Source organism: Streptomyces spororaveus (genome assembly GCF_016755875.1).
GTDB lineage: Bacteria > Actinomycetota > Actinomycetes > Streptomycetales > Streptomycetaceae > Streptomyces > Streptomyces spororaveus.
Genome location: NZ_BNED01000002.1, coordinates 66261 through 84162, shown reverse-complemented (window position 1 = coordinate 84162; position 17902 = coordinate 66261). Strand labels below are relative to the sequence as shown.

General features: G+C 68.3%; 17 protein-coding genes, 2 pseudogenes and 1 CRISPR repeat array. Of the genes and pseudogenes, 12 read left to right on the top strand and 7 right to left on the bottom strand.

Annotated features, from left to right (window positions below; genetic code table 11):
• The first annotated feature begins 214 nt into the window (after positions 1–214).
• The 10 genes from Sspor_RS00690 (at position 215) to Sspor_RS00645 (ending at position 6348) form a co-directional block, all read left to right on the top strand.
• Positions 215–580 (top strand): hypothetical protein, encoded by a 366-nt coding sequence (locus tag Sspor_RS00690; RefSeq protein WP_202197205.1) that lies wholly within the window; start codon positions 215–217, stop codon positions 578–580.
• Positions 581–802: 222 nt separating this feature from the next.
• Complete coding sequence (locus Sspor_RS00685; RefSeq protein ID WP_202197204.1) at positions 803–1084, top strand: hypothetical protein; 282 nt, start codon at positions 803–805, stop codon at positions 1082–1084.
• Positions 1038–1568, top strand: a complete 531-nt coding sequence (locus tag Sspor_RS00680) for a DUF6879 family protein (RefSeq protein WP_202197203.1) — start codon at positions 1038–1040, stop codon at positions 1566–1568. The genes Sspor_RS00685 and Sspor_RS00680 overlap by 47 nt, the downstream gene beginning before the upstream one ends.
• Positions 1569–1583: 15 nt before the next feature.
• Positions 1584–2432 carry a helix-turn-helix domain-containing protein gene (locus Sspor_RS00675; protein WP_202197202.1) on the top strand — a complete coding sequence of 283 codons (849 nt, stop codon included), beginning with the start codon at positions 1584–1586 and terminating at the stop codon, positions 2430–2432.
• 181 nt (positions 2433–2613) lie between these two features.
• Positions 2614–2799 (top strand): hypothetical protein, encoded by a 186-nt coding sequence (locus Sspor_RS00670; protein ID WP_202197201.1) that lies wholly within the window; start codon positions 2614–2616, stop codon positions 2797–2799.
• A 236-nt stretch (positions 2800–3035) separates the two neighbouring features.
• On the top strand, positions 3036–4160 hold the full coding sequence (locus Sspor_RS00665; protein WP_202197200.1) for an adenosylhomocysteinase: 1125 nt from the start codon (positions 3036–3038) through the stop codon (positions 4158–4160).
• A gap of 9 nt (positions 4161–4169) precedes the next feature.
• Positions 4170–4712, top strand: coding sequence for an NUDIX hydrolase (locus Sspor_RS00660; RefSeq protein ID WP_202197199.1), 543 nt, complete (start codon positions 4170–4172; stop codon positions 4710–4712).
• On the top strand, positions 4712–5065 hold the full coding sequence (locus tag Sspor_RS00655) for an ASCH domain-containing protein (RefSeq protein ID WP_202197198.1): 354 nt from the start codon (positions 4712–4714) through the stop codon (positions 5063–5065). Before Sspor_RS00660 ends, Sspor_RS00655 begins: the two co-directional genes overlap by 1 nt.
• 110 nt (positions 5066–5175) lie before the next feature.
• A complete protein-coding gene (locus Sspor_RS40135) occupies positions 5176–5559 on the top strand; it encodes a class I SAM-dependent methyltransferase (protein ID WP_237403568.1) in 384 nt (127 codons plus the stop codon).
• 261 nt (positions 5560–5820) lie between these two features.
• A complete protein-coding gene (locus Sspor_RS00645; RefSeq protein ID WP_202197197.1) occupies positions 5821–6348 on the top strand; it encodes a hypothetical protein in 528 nt (175 codons plus the stop codon).
• Between the two features lie 302 nt (positions 6349–6650).
• Here the strand turns inward: Sspor_RS00645 and Sspor_RS00640 are convergent, their stop codons facing one another.
• Both Sspor_RS00640 and Sspor_RS00635 read right to left on the bottom strand, forming a co-directional pair.
• The gene (locus tag Sspor_RS00640) at positions 6651–7343 is read right to left on the bottom strand and encodes a recombinase family protein (protein WP_202197276.1); all 693 of its coding nucleotides are present in this window, start codon (positions 7341–7343) and stop codon (positions 6651–6653) included.
• 95 nt (positions 7344–7438) lie between these two features.
• Positions 7439–8407 (bottom strand): recombinase family protein, encoded by a 969-nt coding sequence (locus tag Sspor_RS00635; RefSeq protein WP_202197196.1) that lies wholly within the window; start codon positions 8405–8407, stop codon positions 7439–7441.
• 224 nt (positions 8408–8631) lie between these two features.
• Between Sspor_RS00635 and Sspor_RS00630 the strand changes: the two genes are divergently transcribed.
• A complete protein-coding gene (locus Sspor_RS00630) occupies positions 8632–9714 on the top strand; it encodes a BUD32 family EKC/KEOPS complex subunit (RefSeq protein ID WP_202197275.1) in 1083 nt (360 codons plus the stop codon).
• A gap of 109 nt (positions 9715–9823) precedes the next feature.
• Here Sspor_RS00630 and Sspor_RS40130 read toward each other — a convergent pair.
• Positions 9824–11041: pseudogene (locus Sspor_RS40130) on the bottom strand (Tn3 family transposase).
• A gap of 285 nt (positions 11042–11326) precedes the next feature.
• Between Sspor_RS40130 and Sspor_RS00615 the strand changes: the two are divergent.
• On the top strand, positions 11327–11695 hold the full coding sequence (locus Sspor_RS00615; protein ID WP_202197193.1) for a hypothetical protein: 369 nt from the start codon (positions 11327–11329) through the stop codon (positions 11693–11695).
• A gap of 683 nt (positions 11696–12378) precedes the next feature.
• A CRISPR array of direct repeats spans positions 12379–12774; the repeat unit is 29 nt; unit sequence CTGCTCCCCGCGCACGCGGGGATGAACCC.
• 392 nt (positions 12775–13166) lie between these two features.
• Here the strand turns inward: Sspor_RS00615 and Sspor_RS00610 are convergent.
• From Sspor_RS00610 to Sspor_RS00595, 4 genes and pseudogenes are all read right to left on the bottom strand, one after another.
• Positions 13167–13877: a DciA family protein gene (locus Sspor_RS00610; protein ID WP_202197192.1), complete on the bottom strand. Its 711-nt coding sequence runs from the start codon at positions 13875–13877 to the stop codon at positions 13167–13169.
• Between the two features lie 9 nt (positions 13878–13886).
• Positions 13887–15392 carry a helix-turn-helix domain-containing protein gene (locus Sspor_RS00605; RefSeq protein WP_308445506.1) on the bottom strand — a complete coding sequence of 502 codons (1506 nt, stop codon included), beginning with the start codon at positions 15390–15392 and terminating at the stop codon, positions 13887–13889.
• An 828-nt stretch (positions 15393–16220) separates the two neighbouring features.
• Positions 16221–16526 carry a helix-turn-helix transcriptional regulator gene (locus tag Sspor_RS00600; RefSeq protein WP_202197191.1) on the bottom strand — a complete coding sequence of 102 codons (306 nt, stop codon included), beginning with the start codon at positions 16524–16526 and terminating at the stop codon, positions 16221–16223.
• Between the two features lie 148 nt (positions 16527–16674).
• Positions 16675–17885: pseudogene (locus Sspor_RS00595) on the bottom strand (dihydrofolate reductase family protein).
• Positions 17886–17902: the final 17 nt, after the last annotated feature.

The window sequence follows — 17902 nt, the reverse complement described above, 5'->3', positions numbered from 1 at the left end:
TTACGGGAGCCTGCCCGTGTGCCCGTCGGCAGGCTTGTCGCCCGCAGTGTCCTCGCGGCCATCGGTGGTGTTGTCCTACACGGCGGTGCTCCCCGAAAGGATCTCGGGGCTTTCGGACAGAGAGCCCTCTCGCCTGCTACAGGTGTGGAGAAGCGGCGCTGTGTGACACTCACGCCCGGGAATCTTCGGCGGGCACAGCATCGGGACGGGGTCAATGGAGTGGTTGGGGCGGGCTGCGCCCGGGGTCGAACCGTGGGCCGGGCAGGTCGCCGACGCCGCGTGCCATCTCGTGGACGCCACCGGCCCGGGCGACTGGAGCGCGGCGGCCGCCGAGGACGCGCTGGATGCGATCGACACCCTCGTCGAGGCCTTGGGCAGCACCGGGGAGAGCATCGCGCAGGCCCTCGCTGTGGTGGCGGCCGCGACCAACTCCGCCCGCCGGCACCTGGGCATCGCCGTTGAGGAGCAGGCCCAGGAGCCGGAGCCCGCCGCTGCGGCGACCGTGCCTACCCCGCGCCGGGCGCGGCCGAGGCGGCGCGGACTGGGGCCGGGGTTCCAGGGCATCCGTACGGATCACTGACGGCGCACGGCAAGGACCGGCCCTACTACGCGCGACCCCGCCACCCGCTACGGGGTGCCCCTGGATTGCGGATCGGCGTCCTGAACTCTTCGGTCCCCTTCCGCTTCCAGAGATCAGACTGCGGCTCCCGGACCCTGTCTGGTTCGCGCCCTTGACGCCCCGGCGGACGCGGACGAGCGTCATACGCAAATACGCGCAACTCGCTGGACAGGGGAGATCGTCGTGGCGCTACGGTTCGTCGGGATGGACCCCAACACCGGGGGCGATGGATCGCCGACCGTGTGGGTGGACGAGGAGAAGCAGGAGATCGTCATCCAGGGATGGAAGCTCGACCCGGTGACGACGGACGAGATCGCGGGGACCGAGTGGGTCCCTGGCCACCACAGGGGCGTACCTGACCACGAGACCGTGGTACGGATCCCGGCCCGGATGATTCAGATACTCAGGAAGGCGTGCGATGACGCAGAACGTGCCGGACTTCGTGACGATGCTGAGGGCGGCTGAGCGAAGCGCGGTCCACCTGGAGATGCGCGACGTGTACAGCGTGGGCGACGAGGTGGCGGAGTTCGAGGAGTTCAAGCGCACCGGCCACATCGACCTCGACCCCACCGCGGCTTGGTGGCCGGCATGGCTCGGGATCGTCAGGGAGACCGTGGGCCGCGGCGTCGTGATGCGCCGGGCCCGCATCATCTCTGAGCCGGTCACCGACTACATCCGGTGGGAGCACGCGGCCACCCCGCTGAACATCGAAGCCGGGGAACAGGTGCGCTGGCTCCCGCGTCGACAGGCGTCGGACATCGCGCTGCCCGGAAACGACTTCTGGCTGATCGACGACACGTTGGTCCGCTGGAACCACTTCACCGGAGTCGGCGACTGGGACGACCCGAAGTACTCCGTCTCCGACGACCCCGCCGTGATCAAGCTGTGCGAGACGGCGTTCGAAACGGTGTGGGAGCGCGGCATCCCGCACGACCAGTACACCGTCTGAGCCGCCGGACAGCTCATGCCCACCTCCCCGTCCTCCAGCGCCCAGGCGGCCCGTGAAGCCCTCGCCGTCCGCCTGTCACACCTGCGCAAGGATGCTGGCCTGACCGGGCGTGAGCTGTCCGCCCGGTGCGGCTGGCACCCCGCCAAGACCACACGCATCCAGAAGGGCGAGGCTCCTCCCTCCGACGCGGACATCCGCGCCTGGTGCGCTGCCTGCGGCGCCGAAGAGCAGATCGAGAACCTGATCGCCACCGCCCGCGCCGTCGACTCCATGTACGTGGAGTGGCGCCGCCTGCACCGCGACGGCCTGCGCACCATGCAGCAGAACGTCAACGGCCGCCACGAGAAGGCCCGCGTCTGCCGCACCTACGTCTCCAACGTGGTCCCCGGCTACCTCCAGACCCCGGCGTACGCCACCGCGCTGCTGACGAGCATCACCACCTTCCAGGGCACCCCCAACGACGTTGCCGAAGCCGTGGCCGCACGCGTCGCCCGCAGCCGCTTCCTGTACGAGGGCGGACTCCGGTACGTCGTGCTGCTGGAGGAGTCGGTGCTTCGCACCCGCTTCGGCGACGCCGACACCATGGCCGCCCAGCTCCGCCACCTGCTCACCGTGATGCCGCTCGCATCTGTCTCCCTCGGCGTCATCCCGTTCAGCGCCCCGCGTGTCATCTGGCCGCTGGAGGCGTTCTACATGTACGACGACCGGCACGCTGTGGTCGAGACGCTCACCGCCGAGGTCAACATCACCCAGCCCCGCGAACTCGCCGACTATGCACAAGCGTTCGCCGGCCTGTCGAAAATGGCCGTCTACGGCGACAACGCCCGCGCCCTCATCACGGCCGCGATCGACTCCCTCGGGTGAGAATCCGCAATTCGCCGCAATTTCGTTGAGCGCGGGCTATCCGTCTTCCTACGGTGAAGACACGCCACCCGGGGTGACCGCACTACCCCCGGGCAGCTCCCCCGAAGCAGCAGGGCACCGCACCGCCCTCATGTCGTACGGTGCCCTGCTGCCACCCACACCGGAGCAGGAGTGACGCCCCATGCCCGAGAACCTCCCTCGCCGTCCGCTCGCCCGCCAGATCGAGGACCAGCCCGAGTACGCCCCCTGGGACGACCCGTTCGGTAGTCCCGATCCCAGCCCCGCCCTTCGGGCCCGCGCCGAACGCGGCTGGGAGAAGTTCCTGCGCCTCGCCGGCCGAGCCCTGGCCGAGGACGGTAAGGCATGAGCAGGCGCCCCTCCTGGCTCTACGAGGGGGGCGAGGATCTTCGATCCCGGCCGGGACCGTGAGGGCGTCGTCCAGTTCATCGGCGAGTGGGAGGACCCCACCACCCGCCGTGTCATCCCGGAAGCGGTGTTCCTGCGCCCCGAGGGCGGCGGTGTGGAATGGGTCATCGCCGACCACCAGGCCCTGCGTCAGGCAGACGCCCGCTGACACCTCGCACCACCGACGTGAGGAGTGCCGTGGAACCGACCGACCTCGCCCGTCTCACCTCGTACTTCGAGACCGTGGCCCGCGCCTTCGCCTGCGACTCCACACCGGCGTCGCTGCTGATCACCCATCTGCTACCCGAGCGTCCCGCATTCGTCCGCGCCGTCGCCACCGTGACCGGCCTGCGGGCGACCCTACCGAAACCGAAGTCCATCAACGCCAGCGCACGCGACCTGGTCGAGCAGACCGCACCCGTGGACCCGCTCACCCGGCAGATGTTCACCGACCCGGACAAGGCCCTCGCCTACCTCGAAAACCGGGCCTGCCGTGAGCCGGTGGTCCTCTTCGACGTCGGCGGCTATTTCGCACCCGCCCTCTGTGACCTGTGCGACCGCTTCTCCGGCCGCATCCTGGGCGTGATCGAGGACACCGAGAACGGCCACCAGAAGTACGCCGACCTCGACAAGCTGCCCTGCCCCGTCATCTCGGCCGCCCGGTCTCCTCTGAAGGACCCCGAGGACTTCCTCGTCGGGCAGTCCGTGGTGTTCTCCACCGAGGCTCTCACCCGCGGGCGCGGGGACATCTTCCACGGCCGCGGCGCCCTGGTCCTCGGCTTCGGCAAGCTCGGAAGCTCCATCGCCCGACTCCTGCACGCCAAGGGCGTTCACGTCACCGTCTACGACATCGACCCCGTCCGCCGAACCCAAGCCCTCGCCCAGGGCTTCACCGTCGCCCAAGACCGCACCACCGCCATCGGCTCGGCCGGACTGGTGCTGTGCGCCACCGGATCGCTCGCCCTTCGCGGAGACGACTTTCCCCGCCTGCGCTCCGGCGCCTACGTCGCCACCGTCACCAGCAGCGAAGACGAACTCGACCTGAACCGGCTGCCGCCCTGCTACGTCACCAGCGAGGCCGGCGAGCACGTCACCCGGTACGCGTCCGACTCCGGTCATGTGTTCTTCCTGCTCAACGACGGCAACGCCGTCAACTTCCTGCACGGCGCCTCGGTCGGTCCCTTCATTTACCTCGTCCAGGCAGAACTCATCGCCGCGGTACGGATACTCGCCCGCGGTGACCTGGGACCCGGTATCCATGAGATCCCCGATAGCGACCGCCGCGACATCGCCTCCATCTGGCTCGACCACTACAACCGGTAAGGACCGCACGTGCCTATCAGCCACGCCCACATCCGCACCGTCACGACCGTCTACCTCGACGCCCATCGCGAGGAGAAGCGCAACCTGGAGCCGGTCTTCGATCTCCTCGACACCGCCGGAGAGATCACCAGCCGCAAGGAAATGCGAGGTCACGTGACCGCTGGCGCGATCCTGCTCGACGCGGACGGCCGCGTCCTGCACATCCACCACAACGCCCTCGGGAAGTGGCTGCTGCCCGGCGGGCATGTGGAGGACACCGACACCACCCTGGCCGAGGCGGCCCTCCGCGAGCTGATCGAGGAAGCCGGACTCGAAGGCGTCGCGATCTCCCTTGCCCACCCCGAGCCCATCCATATCGACATCCACCCCATCCCCGCCAACCCGGCCAAGGGCGAGGAAGACCACCAGCACATCGACTACCGGTTCCTGTTCCGCCTCGACCGTGACGCCGACGTCACCCTCCAGGAGGAAGAGGTCAGCGGCTACGCCTGGAAAAACGTGGACGTGATCGAGGACGACACCCTCCGGAACCGGGTCCTGGCGTACCTCTGATGAGCACCGGCCCCGCGCACCACGTCCACCGCCTCAACCTGTACCGCCAGTACTTCGAGCTGGTGGCCGCTGGCACCAAGACGATCGAGGTCCGGGTGAAATACCCCCACCTGGAGAACCTCAAGGCCGGCGACCGGATCGAATTCCGCATCAAGGACACCGACGAGCGGTGCGAGGTCGAAGTCATCCGCGTCACCGAGTACGAGACCTTCGAGTCCCTCCTGGACGGCGAGGGCCCGGAGAAGGTCAACCCTGCCTCCAGCCGTGAGCGGCAGCTCGACAACATCCGCGCCATCTACGACCCCGAAAAGGAAGCCCTGGGCGCCTTGGCGATCGAGATCAAGCTGATCTGACGGCGGAAGGGCGGCCAAAACCGTCCACCTCCACGACCGAACCGCCCTCGGGTGTGGGCCCCGCCAGCGCGACCGGCGGGGCCCCTCCTGCTTTACCGAAGGACATCACCGTGACCAGCGCACCGCACAACTATGAGCACGAGCAGGTCCTCTGGGACACCTTCGCCGACGGCGCGTGGAAGGACCCCTCCAACAGCGATCCCGTGCTCCGCTGGACCCAGTACACCGACCACCCCGCCGACCCTGGCATGGAGATCCTCGGGAACCCGGCAACCGCCCTCGAGATCGGCAGCGGCACCGGCACCGGCCGGGCCGCGGCCTACCTCGCCAAGCAGGGTGTGAAGGTCACCGCAGTCGACCTGTCCCCGATCGCCGTCGCCAACAGCAGCGAGCGGTACGGCCCCTCGGCGTCGAGTTCGTGTCGGGCAGCCGCTTTCAATGAAGCGGCGGCTGCTGCTTCTGTGCCCGGGCTGTGCAGTGATGAGGCTCCTTGAACTTCCCCACCCGCGCTCGAGGTGTCCCCCAGACCTGCTTACCCGATTCCCACCTGAGGTGTCCCGGCGCATTCGGGTACCAATCGGGAGGGGCCGCCCGAGTGCCTCCCGGACCAGATCTTTCGTGTGATCCTGCCTCGCATGGCGGGGTGGCTCGCGGTCGTCCGGGAGAGCGGTGTGTGACGGTGAACTCCCTCTGCGACGAAGGAGCACGCGATGCGAGTGAGATGGCAGATGCTGTCCGAGCGGCGCAGGAGATGGATGGTCGGCGTCGTGACAGCCGTTGGCGTGTCCGGTGTCATCGCGGGGGTGGCGGTGGCCAGCATTCCGGACAGTGATGGCGTCATTCACGGTTGTATCGGTCAAGGGACCGGGACTGTGAGAGTCATCGACTCGGCCCAACAGCAGTGTCTGCCACAACTGGAGACGCCGCTCAACTGGAACCAGTCCGGTCCGCCCGGCTCCTCCGGTCCACCCGGTCCAGCGGGCTCGCCCGGCCCGTCCGGTCCGCCCGGCCCCCCGGGGCTCGGCCAGTACCAGATCGTGACGAACCAGACCAGCATTCCCCCCTTCTCGCGTTCTGGATCCGTCACCGCCGCCTGCCCTACGGGATACAGGCTGCTCAGCGGCAGTTACCTCGTGAACGAGCCCTTTCTGCCCGCCGGTTTCCAGGTACTCGGAGGCCGCCCCGATCAGGACGACAACTCGTGGACTGCCCTCGTGTACAACGACTCCAGTTCCGCGGTCATCGTCTCCGCGCACGCGACCTGCGTCGAGATCGGGCCCTGACTGCTGTTCCGGATCTCCGGAGACAGCGGCTGCCTGGTAACCAACGAACGCCCCACCTCGTTGCCGACAGCAATCGACCGGGGAATGAAGAGCAGTACTGGCCGATTTCACAGATTCTCATCAGCAGGCCATCGCCCACCAGCTGCGGGGCAGCCGCGCCGCGCCCGGTCAGAGGGTGTCGAACGAGTCGCGCGCGGTGAAGTGGTAGAGCCCAACCCTCGGCTTGGCGACGGTACCCGTAGTGGCGGCCGTGCTCTCGTATAGCTGCCGCCGCCCGACAAGTATCAGAGAGTGACCAGTTGTCACTTCTGGTTATTGGGCTGGCTAAGGGCGACGAAGTCGGCGTGGGCTTGCTCGACGGCTTCCGGGTACGCCTGGGCCTTCTCGTGCTCGGCGAGCGCCCGGTAGATGCTGGCTAGGCCCGGGTTCTGGCCCTTGCGCTTGCCAGTGGGGATGATCAGGTCGGGGCGGATCTGCTCGACGGACTCGCCCGCTGCCCGGCGCCGCAGCACGGTGTGCAGCATGTCGTCGGTGATGACCGGGGGCCGGCCGCCGTGCTTGCCCTTGCGGGAGGCGGCGTCGAGTCCTTCGAGGGTGGCCTCGCGGATGCTCTCGCGCTCGGTCTCGGCCATCGCGGCGAAGAACCCGAACAGCATTCGGCCGGGGCCGGACGGGTCGTAGATGCCGGGCAGCGGGCCGGCCAGCATCTCCAGGACCAGGCCGTGGGCGGTGAGGTGGTCGGCCAGCGCGGTGAGTTCGGCGGCATCGCGGCCGAGCCGCTTCATCTCGTAGACGGTGAATAGCACGCGGCAGTGCGGGGCGTGGGCCTTGATCTCGCGGGCGAGGGTGAGCGCGGCCTCGAACTGGGGCCGGACCCGGATGCGGGTGCTGATCTTCTCCGAGAAGATCTTGTCGCGGGGGATGCCGTGCGCGCTGAGCGCGTCCAGCTGCGACTGCAGCTCTTGGGTGAGGTGGCTGCAGCGGGCGTACCCAATGCGGATGTCCGCGCCCGGGGTGTCCGTCTCGGGTGCGGCCGGTGGCGGCCCTGTTCTCGTATAGCTACGGCCAGGTGGCGTGTAGCGCTGAGTAACTACTCTGGGATGCGGTCGCGCTGTTGAAGGGCGGCGAAGTCGGCCTGGGCCTGGGTAGCGGCTTCGGGGTATGCCTGCCGCTTCTCATGTTCGGCCAGGGCCCGGTAGATGCTGGACAGGCTCGGGTTGTGTCCCTTTCGCTTGCCGGTGGGGATGATCAGGTCGGGCTGGATTTGCTCGACGCTCTCTCCGCCCGCGCGGCGGCGCAGGACGGTGTGGAGCATGTCGTCGGTGATGACCGGGGGCCGGCCGCCGTGCTTGCCCTTGCGGGCCGCGGTGTCGAGCCCTTCGAGAGTCGACTCGCGGATGTTCTCCCGTTCGGTCTCCGCCATCGCGGCGAAGAACGCGAACAGCAGCCGGCCGTGCCCGGTGGGGTCGTAGATCCCGGCGAGGGGACCTGCGAGCATCTCCAGGACCAGGCCGTGGGCGGCGAGGTGGTCGGCGAGCGCGGTCAGTTCGGCGGCGTCGCGCCCGAGGCGCTTCATCTCGTACACGGTGAAGATGACCCGGCAGTGCGGGGCGTGCGCCTTGATCTCCCGCGCGGCAGCGAGCGCGGCCTCGAACTTCGGGCGGACCCGCACCCGGGTGCTGATCTTCTCGGAGAAGATCTTGTCCCGGGGGATGCTCTTCGCGGTGAGCGCGTCCAGCTGGGTCTGGAGTTCCTGGGTGAGGGTCGAGCAGCGGGCGTAGCCGATGCGGATGTCCGCGCTCGGGGTGTCCGGGTCGATGGGCGCGGGCGCGGGGGTGCCAGGCCGCCACGGCTGTCCCGGACCGCGGTCGGCCGGGGTCGGCACCCGCAGGAGTTTCGCGAGCCGGGGCACTTTCGTGAAGCGGCCGGTGTGATAAGTCCCGGCGACCGCGCCGGCGCGCGAGCGGCAGGGTGAGCCTGACGACGCGTGACAGCGGGGGCAGGGGTGACGCTCGACGTCGTCCGCTTCGGACGCGAGTGCGGTCTGATGGTCCGTCATGACCCCGAATGCTGTCACAAACAATTCCCAGAACATGCCTGGTTCCATTTTTGAGTGAGAACGGGTTGTGACAGTGAATCCGCGACCCGGGCTCCTCCTGGCGACTGTTCTTGATCTTGCTCCGGGAAAGGGTCGTTTACGGGAACAGGACGACCTTTGCGGATAGAGTCGATTGTGTTCGTATGATCACGACGCCCTTGGTTCGGGGCACCGAGGAGCTGTTGATGCACCACCGCGACGCCACGTACGCAGCGCGGCTTGCCGCCTACGGGACCGTGAGCACTCAGCTCTCCTTGCTGAGCGACCATCGGCTCGGGGAGGCCGTGGCAGCTGCCACCCCGCTCGGGTCGGGCATCGGCGGCAGGTCGGTAGAGCTAGACATCGATGGAACGCGCGTCTTCGTCAAGCGGATCCCTTTGACGGACATCGAATTGCGCCCGGAGAACGCGCGGTCGACCGCGAACGTCTTCGACCTGCCGATGTTCTACCAGTACGGGGTGGGCTCGGCCGGGTTCGGTGCCTGGCGGGAGCTTGCCGTGCACACCATGGCCACGAACTGGGTTCTGGGCGACGAGTACGCGGGCTTCCCCCTGATGTACCACTGGCGGGTTCTGCCCGACTCCCCTCCCGAAGGATTCACCGACGACTTCGGGGGCCTAGAGGGGGCCGTCGCACACTGGGAGGGATCACCCGCCGTTCGTCACCGGCTGGAGGCCATCGGCCGCTCCTCGTGCAGCCTGGTGGTCTTCTTGGAGCACGTGCCGCACACACTCGCCGAATGGCTGGCCGACCACCGCAAAGCCGCCGTGCCGGGAGGCGGGGACGGGTCGCCCTTCCGCTGGGTGGAGGAAGCTCTGATGAGCGGTGCCGCCTTCATGAGTTCTCGCGGACTCGTCCACTTCGATGCTCACTTTGCCAACATCCTGACCGACGGCCGCCGGCTCTACTTCGCTGACTTCGGACTTGCCCTGAGCTCCCGCTTCGACCTTTCGGCGGACGAGTCCAACTTCCTCTCGGACCACCTCGCGTACGACCACTGCTACACCGCGAGCCACCTGCTCCAGTACCACTTGCTCGACGGCGTGCGCGGTGACACGGAACGCGAAGTTTTCCTGCGCGACTGGATCTCGGGTCGGCGACCCGGCGACGTGCCGCCCGAGATCACGGCCATCATCGACCGGCACGCACGCCCTACCGTCGTCGTGGACTCCTTCTTCCGCCGTCTGCTCACCGAGAGCAAGCAGACGCCGTTCCCGACCGCGGAGATCGAGCGGCAGCTGGGCGCTGGCACCACAACCCCGAGCTGATCCACGCCCTCGCCCCGACTGTCCGGCATCGGCTGCCGCGGCCGCTGCCTACCGACGGGCCTCCCGGTGCACCTTCCCGGGCTCTACGACCATCCGGTAGTAGCTCGGGTCACCTTGTAGCTGAGACCTCGCTCTGCGGATTACGCGGGCCAGGCACTGTCACCGCGGCCGCAGGCTCCAGGTCCAGGCGGCTGTTCATGTCCAGCTCGAACCGGCCGTACGGGTTCACGTGGGTCCAGAACAGCGGCGACAGGCCCCGGCGGTCGGCGTCGGTGAGCCGGTCCGCCCACTTCGGATCGGCCAGAACCTGCTGCATCAGCAGGGTGTTGACGTGGACCAGCGCCGACTGGAGCAGGTGCAGCGCCAGCATGCTGACCTCCTGGCTCTCCTTGTCCGCGCCGGTCAGGTCGCCGTCTTTGCCGTAGAACAGGTCCTGGTTCGCCGAGTTCCAGTTCTCGACCACCTGCAGGCCCTCGCCGATCTCCTGGCGCATCTAGACGTCGGCTAGGTAGTCGCAGACGAACGAGGTCCGCACCGCCCGGCCCAGCTCCTCGATCGCCTGGTAGGTCGGGTGCTTAGGGCCGTTCTTGGTGAAGCGCCGCAGCACCTGCTCGGCCTCGGCGGTACCCAGCCGCAGCGCGGTGGTGTACTTCACGATCTGGTCGTACTGCTGGGCGATCAGGTCCCAGTCGATCGTGCGGGTGGACAGCACCGGCGCCAGGGTCGGCCAGTTCGCGTCCTCGCCGGCAGCTGGCCGGTACAGCTTCGCTGACCCGATGTTCTTCAAACGGGGCATCAGCTTGAAGTCGAGCATGTGCGCGAACGCGAACCCCACGATGGAAGCGCCGTGGGTGTCGGTGTACTGCCGGTCGACCTCCATGTCGGTGCAGTGCCGCAGCACGCCCTCGATCATCGCGGCGACCTCGGAGGCCGAACAAGACTTGAGCTGGGAGTAGATGCACACCGACTTCCGCTCGACGTGCCAGTAGATCATCACTCCCGGACCTCGGTAGCGGTTGTGCCACTCCGTCATCAGGTTCGAGGACCAGGAGCCGAACTTGCGGCTGTCAGAGGCGCACGCCGTACCGGTGCCCCACCAGAGCTCGTCGCGGGCGGCGAAGGTGGCGTTGACCAGCTTCACCAGCGCGGCACGCATGTTGGTCCGGTTCACGAACAGGTGCCGCACCCGCCGCAGCGTCGCCTCGCTCTCACCGTGCTTGCCGGTCACCGCGACCCGCTTGATCCCCATGTTGGTGCCCAGCCCGAACAGCACCAGCAGCAGCCGGCGCCGCAGCGTGTCCTTCGACAGATTCTCGCGGGTGGCCACAGAGGTGAACTCGGCGGTGAAGTCAGTGTCGAACTCGGCGTACTTCAGGATGTCCAGCAGGTCGATGGTCCCCCAACGCCGCTCGATCTCACCCTTCACGGCCACCAGGTTCTCCGGCTCCTCCTGCTTGGGCCGGGGCGAGACCCGGATCCACGGGCCGCCGTTCTTCTTCACGATCGCCACCCCACCGGTCGTGCCCTCCACCAGCGCAGCTTCGAAGCGGTCCAGGGAGTCGCGCAGCTTCTTCAGTCAGCATTGGGCACCGCACTGCTGCTCCTGGCCGCCATGACGGCCACCAGTGGCTCTGCCGCCGCCCAGGTGGCGGGGGCCGACGCCCCGGCCGCGCACCAGGCCCGGCTGACAGGGCAGTGGACCGAACCCGTCGACAAGGACCGCCCGGGAATCACCCTCTACATCCAGAAGCTGACCTTCACCGCGGACGGCCGTTTCGAGCAGATCAACAACGTGATCTGCAACCTGGACAATTGCCCCGTGTTCAAGATCGGCGTCAACACGGGTACCTACCGCACGGAGGGAAGGGCCATTCACCTCGACGGCAACCTTTCGGACCTCCACGGCACCGTCCGAAGCAGCAACACCATCGTCCTGGACAAACACGTTCTTCACCGCACGGCCGCCGACGCCTCGGAATAGCTCGCTTGGCTTTGGTCTCGCGCCCGACGCAAGCCAGCGGCCTCAGACACCGTAACTTTGGCGGCACTGTGCCCGGGCAGCCTCAATCGGAGCTAGCGCATCGTCCGGCACCGCGACTGCTCCCCCGCCCCTGCTGGCCGGGCGTGTTGACGGGATCGAGGTTGCGGCTCCGGACCGAGGGCGTCGAGGGCTTGCTCGTGGCGTGCATGCACGAAATGCCGGATTCGGCGAAAGTGCCCATGGGTAGCGGCTGGCTCGCCTAAAGTCCGTGCACGCGGGGATGCCTGCTCGCCGGATGGTGCCAGTGTCCGTATTGCCGGATTTTTAGGAAGTGCTGCAAAACAGCCTGCCCAGTCATAAAGTGCCAGTTCAGCCAGTCTGCTCCCCGCACATGCGGGGATGACCCCTGGGTGTCGATCGCAGTGACGGTCCCGGCGGTCTGCTCCCCGCACATGCGGGGATGACCCCCGGACCCTCCGTGCTCGTGCGGAGCGCACACCCTGCTCCCCGCACATGCGGGGATGACCCCCACTCCAGTCCTGCGGCCCGGAGCAGTGCGCAGCTGCTTCCCCGTGCGTGCGTGGATGCCTGGCCGTACGGACGGCCTCGGTGTCAGGATTGTCGGGTTCTTAGGAAGTGCTGCAGAACAGCTCGTGGCCGTCGTAGGGTGCCAGGTCAGCCAGTCTGTTCCCCGCGCACGCGGGGACGAACCCGTGACGCCGTCGAGGGCGGCCCAGAGTGCCGTCTGCTCCCCGCGCACGCGGGGACGAACCCGACCAAGGCCCCGGCCACCCCGCAGAGGGGAGCTGCTCCCCGCGCACGCGGGGATGAACCCCCCTAGGAGACCCGTATGACCAGCCCGATCTCCTGCTCCCCGCGCACGCGGGGATGAACCCGAGTACGACACCCGCTGGATTGAGAAGACCGGCTGCTCCCCGCGCACGCGGGGATGAACCCGAGCCCTTGGCCCGCGCCCCGACGGCGACGGTCTGCTCCTCGCGCACGCGGGGATGAACCCACCGAACGCGCTGGCATGGCGGCCCGCGGCAACTGCTCCCCGCGCACGCGGGGATGGTCCCGACTGCCTCATGCAGTCAGCCATGGCCAACATCTGCTCCCCGCACCCGCGGGGATGGTCCCGCAGCGCCGCGGCCTGCGCCCCGCGCACGCAGGGATGACCCCCTGAAGGCCCTCACGCAGAGAGCCGCAACTGCTCCCCGCACACGGGGGGATGGCCCCTGGATGCCGCTCCTGATCAGCACGCCGGCCCACTGCTCCCCCGCGCACGCGGGGATGACCCCCTCGCGGTCGCATCCTCGGACGGACCCTGCTCTGCTCCCCGTGCACGCGGGGATGACCTGGACCCTCTCAGTAAGGCGCGTTCAGATCTGGTTCGGTCTCCGGTGCAGCGAATTCGCCGGCGTCACCGGAGGAGAGTGATGTCGATTGGCGCCAGCTGCTCGTCGGCGAGCTACTCCGGGTCGAGGAAGGCCCGGTTACTGAGCTCCCGCAACACACGGGTCTGCCGTGCGGCCGCCTCCGCGATGTCCAGGGTCACCTCTCGGGTACGAGGGACGGCTTGGTGGGCCGCGAGGGCCCGGTGAAAGCCGTCGGGTGCCATGTCACGAGTTTTCACCGGGGCTTCAGACCCACCCGCAGCCCTCGGTGCCGGAGCGGCCGTGCGGGGGTCGGGCACAGAGGGCTGGCCGACGGCCAGGACCCGGATGGCCCGGACGGTCTGAGTCCCGGCCGCGTGGTTGGCTGCGGCAACGATGCGGGCGCTGATCAGCCTCAGCTGGGTGGCGTAGGCCGGCGAGTCGGGGCGCAAATCCAGCTGGCCGGTCTCGGGGTCGAAGGCGACTGCCTGGACGTGGTCGGGCAGCTGCGGTGCGATGCAGGCTGCGATGTCCGGCCAGCGGTTTACCACGGTTGCGCCGGTGGCCGGGAGCTCCCAGGCTCGGTCACCCAGCAGACCGTGGAGCACGGTGCCGAACCCGGCTGGCTCCCGCCCGTCGCGCTGTACGGCGCGCTGACGGAGACGGCGCGGGGTGCGGGTCTGGCTGTTGCCGCGCTTCTTGGCAGCCTCCCGGGCCTGGTGCAGTGCGACCCGGGCGAGGTCGACGCCGGACACCTCCTGAACGTCGACGACGGGCTGTTCAGCGGTGGTGGTCATCTCGGTCATCTCGGCCTCCTACCGGCGTCCGTACGTCATCAGCGAGCTGCGGGCGCCCCTCGCCAGCTGCAGAGCACGGCGCACCAGATCGGCGCCGTACAGCTGCTCCGCGTCCTCGCGGCCCATGGCATCGAGAGCCACGGTGATCAGCGAGGTGTCGCCCACCATCAGCCGTTCCCGCGCCTCCGCACGGGCCTGCGCCACCACGTCGGCTTCCAAGGCGTCCAGGTCCACGGCGAGCAGGGTCTCCGTCTCGGGGGCGGCTGCCTGGGGCTTGGGGCCGAACGCAGCGGTGTACGCCTCGCTGACCTGCTGCCAGACGCAGTGGCTCGTCGGGGCCTTCCAGTCGCTCTCGTAGCGCTCGGTGCAATCGCGGACCTGCTGGATGCGATGACGGCGGGCTGCCTCTTGGGCGCCGCGCCACTGCTCGATCGCGTCGGCCCGCTTGGCGGGGGTGTCGAGGATCGTCTCCGCCCCGGCAAGCAGCACGGCCAGCAGGCCGGAGCCGCGGTGGACCCGCTTCGCCTCGCCGCGCAGGTGCAGCCAGCCCCGGACGTCGGTCACGGTCCACCCGGCATCGGCCACGCCCCGGGCCACCCAGGCGATCCGGTCCACCGAGCAGCCGCGCAGCCAGCCCAGCTCCTGGGTGAGCTCGCGAGCCAGCTGGAAGCGCCGCCCGACTGTGTTCAAAACACAGTGACCGTCTGCCTTCGCCCTGGATTTCTTCGGGGTGGGGGACTTCCCTTCCCCGCTTGCGAGCCTGTTCTCAGGGGGAAGGGAAGTAGTACCCGCGGTGGAAAGACCTGAGGTACCCACCTGCATTGGGGTGCAACGCTCCCCATCCGATACAGCCGCCACAGACGCCTCGCCAGCAGCCTTCCGGCCGCCCTTCAGCGCCTTCGAGGACGTCTTCGAGCGGGGCCGGCGGACCTTCTGGGACGCCTTCTTGGCCAGCTTCGCCATTAGCTCCCGGCTCGCCTCAGTGATCCCGGTCATGGCCCGCGTGTACGCGGGCGCGGTCTCGTCCCGCAGCACCGTGCGGACGCCCAGCGCGACGTCGAACTCACGAGGGATCATCCGGGCGAACTCGCTCGCCTGCGCCGACTCACCGCGCACCCGGGTCCCCCGCACGATGTACGCGATCAGCCCCGTCTCCCGCAGCATCCCCAGGTGGTACTCCACCGACCGCTCCGACAGACCCGTACGGCGAACCAGATACTCGACGCCCGGACGGCACGGAAACAGCGCCGCGAGCTCCTGGGCGACTCGCACGGTCGTCGGCCCGAAGGAGCGCGGCCCGTGGGACCGATGCTGCCGCGGCTGGTACAGCCCGGACCCGGCGACCCAGTGGACCGCTTGCATCCAGCTGTAGCCCTCGCCCGCGATCCGGCCGGACGACGTCGACAGCCACTGCGACGCCTCGGCCACGAACAGCTCAGGTAACACGGCGACCGCGTCGGCGTCATCGACGCAACGGTGGGGAGCGGGCAGCATCACGCCGGCTGGCGCAGCTACGGCGCTCACCGGCCGGTCCGAGGGTGCGAGATGTAGATCATCTCAGCAGACTTGCGCACGGCCCCTGCGGACAAGGGACTTGGAGCGGCGGGAACGCCGATCGCTCCCACCGGGCGGGTAAGAATCTTGGATCCCGTCCCGCCCCATGGGGCGACGTCCTCGAGGACACCGCGGTCGACGGAGCTGTCGACGAGCTCTGCGCGCGAGTGCACGAGCGAGGCGGCAGACGCCGTGACCACGCTTGTCGAGCCCGCCCCGAGAGCGCTGCGCTTGTGGCTCCGGACCGGAAATCTGATTTCCGGTATGAACGCCGCAAACACTAGCGAACCGGACGCTGGTCCCGACACGGGGGACATTCGTCGAGCTCGAACCGGGTTGAAACGGGCAACGTCAAGCTGACAAGGGGACACCACGTCGTGCACTATGAGAAACGACCTGCTCTCCATATAGCTGGACGACCTCGCCCCTCGGGCTGGACGACCGGGTGTGTGGATGTGACGGGTGAGCCCCCCTTCGTGAGAAGCGGGGCAGACACCGATCGGGCGGGGGGGACTTCTCCTCCCCTCCCGGTACTGCTGAACCGTGAAGCCCCTGTGGTGGGGGCCTGCGGGTAAGGCGGATCGGTACTGCTACGGCTGTGGTGGCCTTGGTTAGTGGCCGGTGGTGGTGGCCCTGGTTAGGGGCCGGGTGAAAACGAGCGGCTCGGTGAGCCGCAGCTCAGGACCAGCGTCAACTGGGACCTGAGCGGCCGACGCGGGTGGTTAATCCGGTCGGTAGACGGGCCGTGCGAGGAGCGGGTGGTTAATCCGCCTGGCGCGCGCGGCCGATGGCCTTAGGTCATCCCGACCCCCCTTTGGAGGCCGGCGTCGGCATGCCCTCGTCCACCTTCGCGGCCTCAGGGAAACGCTCCGCCAACCCCTTGAGTAGGTGAAGGTAGACCTCGCGGTGCGGGCGCCGGGGGTGGGCCTCGCCCAACTCCCAACGCGCCACTGCCACACGCTTCACGCCCACGACGTCGGCGACATCCTTCTGTGTGAGTCCGGCTGCGAGGCGCAGCTGTGAGCGCACCCGTGGTAGAGGCAGGACATCGTCCAGGCCGTCTAGCAGGGCATCGACCTGCCTCAGGCGGTCCGGGTCGGGCATGGCGTGACCTCTCATGATCGACAGATCTCTGAAAGATACAACATCCGGTCCTTGGAAGGGGGCTGATGCTGTTTTCCCGGTGTGGCTACGACGACCTCTCGGCGCCGTACAGACGATGCATGGCTGTACGAGCTGCGCTGACTCGTTTTTACCTGTCACCGCCGCTGAGTAGATGGCGGTTCGGCCGCTGAGCGGCGTCCGCATACTCAGGAAGTTCCACGACGGCGACACCAGCGGACTCAAGGAGTTCAGTGCCGTCGGCGCCCGGGACGAAGGTATCGGGCTCGCGCCAGGCGGTGACGACGCGAGGGATGTGGGCGTCGTGGATGAGCTGGGAGCAGGCCCGTGCTCGGGAGGCACGCTTTGCGCAGGGTTCTAGCGAGCTGTAGAGCGTGGCAGTGGCAAGCCGCGGATCCTCGGTGGGGAGCTTGGCGAGTGCAGCTTCTTCAGCATGGTCATGTGGGTCGGACTCTCGGGAGTGACCACGGGCAAGCTCGGTTCCGTCGGACGCGACGATGACCGCACCGACGGAGAACGCGGTCGTCGAGGGCGGGCAGAGGACAGCAAGTTCGCACGCAAGGGCGAGCCAGCGGCAGTCCGCAGCGTTGGGGGAACTGCCGATGCCCGGAGCACTCGAGCTTGATGGGGAATGCCTGGTGTTCATCGGGGCTCCATGGAGATGTCCTTGGGGGCGTAGCGCAGGAGCACCACGTCGCCGATTGGCTTCGTTTCCAACAGCCGGAGCCGGGCCGAGGGGCCACCGAGGTAGTTGGCGGGCCCGAGCATCCGTACGGCATCAGACTGGCCGACGAGAAGTGGGGCGATGACGAGCTGGAGTTCGTCGGCGAGGGCTTCCTCGAGGAGCTGGGTGTGGATGGTGCCGCCACCTTCGACCATGAGCCGCTGGACACCGTAGACATCACCGAGGATGTCGAGCGCGGTCTGCCATGTTGCTTCAGTGGGGATGCCCTGGATGGTGGCGAGGTCGCCGAGATTGGCGCGGGCCTTTCCTATTGCTTCATCTCCAACGGCGAGAACCAGCTTCTTGCCTCCGTGGTGCCAGAACTTCCAGGCAGGGTCGAGGTCGCCCGTCCCGGTGATGGTGACCTTCAGCGGGTACTCGGGAAGACCTGAGGCGACCCGGGCCGCCCTCCGCTCGGGCGAGTTGACGAGGAGCCGGGGGTTGTCAGCTCGAAGGGTGCCAGCGCCAACGAGGATGGCGTCGACGGAGGCACGTACTGAGTCGACACGGTCGAAGTCGGCGGCGTTGGAGAGCAGGAGCCGGTCCTCGCCCGGCCGGGTGTCGAGGTAGCCGTCGAGGGAGACGGCGGCGGACAGCAGGACAAACGGGCGAGGCACGGAAGTCTCCAGAAGTG

Bases quoted from the DNA above. Each gene is read 5' to 3' on its own strand.
- Sspor_RS00600 (WP_202197191.1), bottom strand. From the start codon at position 16,526: ATGCCCGACCCGGACCGCCTGAGGCAGGTCGATGCCCTGCTAGACGGC.
- Sspor_RS00670 (WP_202197201.1), top strand. From the start codon at position 2,614: ATGCCCGAGAACCTCCCTCGCCGTCCGCTCGCCCGCCAGATCGAGGAC.
- Sspor_RS00635 (WP_202197196.1), bottom strand. From the start codon at position 8,407: ATGACGGACCATCAGACCGCACTCGCGTCCGAAGCGGACGACGTCGAG.
- Sspor_RS00645 (WP_202197197.1), top strand. From the start codon at position 5,821: ATGGTCGGCGTCGTGACAGCCGTTGGCGTGTCCGGTGTCATCGCGGGG.
- Sspor_RS00615 (WP_202197193.1), top strand. From the start codon at position 11,327: ATGACGGCCACCAGTGGCTCTGCCGCCGCCCAGGTGGCGGGGGCCGAC.
- Sspor_RS00630 (WP_202197275.1), top strand. From the start codon at position 8,632: ATGCACCACCGCGACGCCACGTACGCAGCGCGGCTTGCCGCCTACGGG.
- Sspor_RS00690 (WP_202197205.1), top strand. From the start codon at position 215: ATGGAGTGGTTGGGGCGGGCTGCGCCCGGGGTCGAACCGTGGGCCGGG.
- Sspor_RS00675 (WP_202197202.1), top strand. From the start codon at position 1,584: ATGCCCACCTCCCCGTCCTCCAGCGCCCAGGCGGCCCGTGAAGCCCTC.
- Sspor_RS00610 (WP_202197192.1), bottom strand. From the start codon at position 13,877: ATGACCGAGATGACCACCACCGCTGAACAGCCCGTCGTCGACGTTCAG.
- Sspor_RS00655 (WP_202197198.1), top strand. From the start codon at position 4,712: ATGAGCACCGGCCCCGCGCACCACGTCCACCGCCTCAACCTGTACCGC.
- Sspor_RS00680 (WP_202197203.1), top strand. From the start codon at position 1,038: ATGACGCAGAACGTGCCGGACTTCGTGACGATGCTGAGGGCGGCTGAG.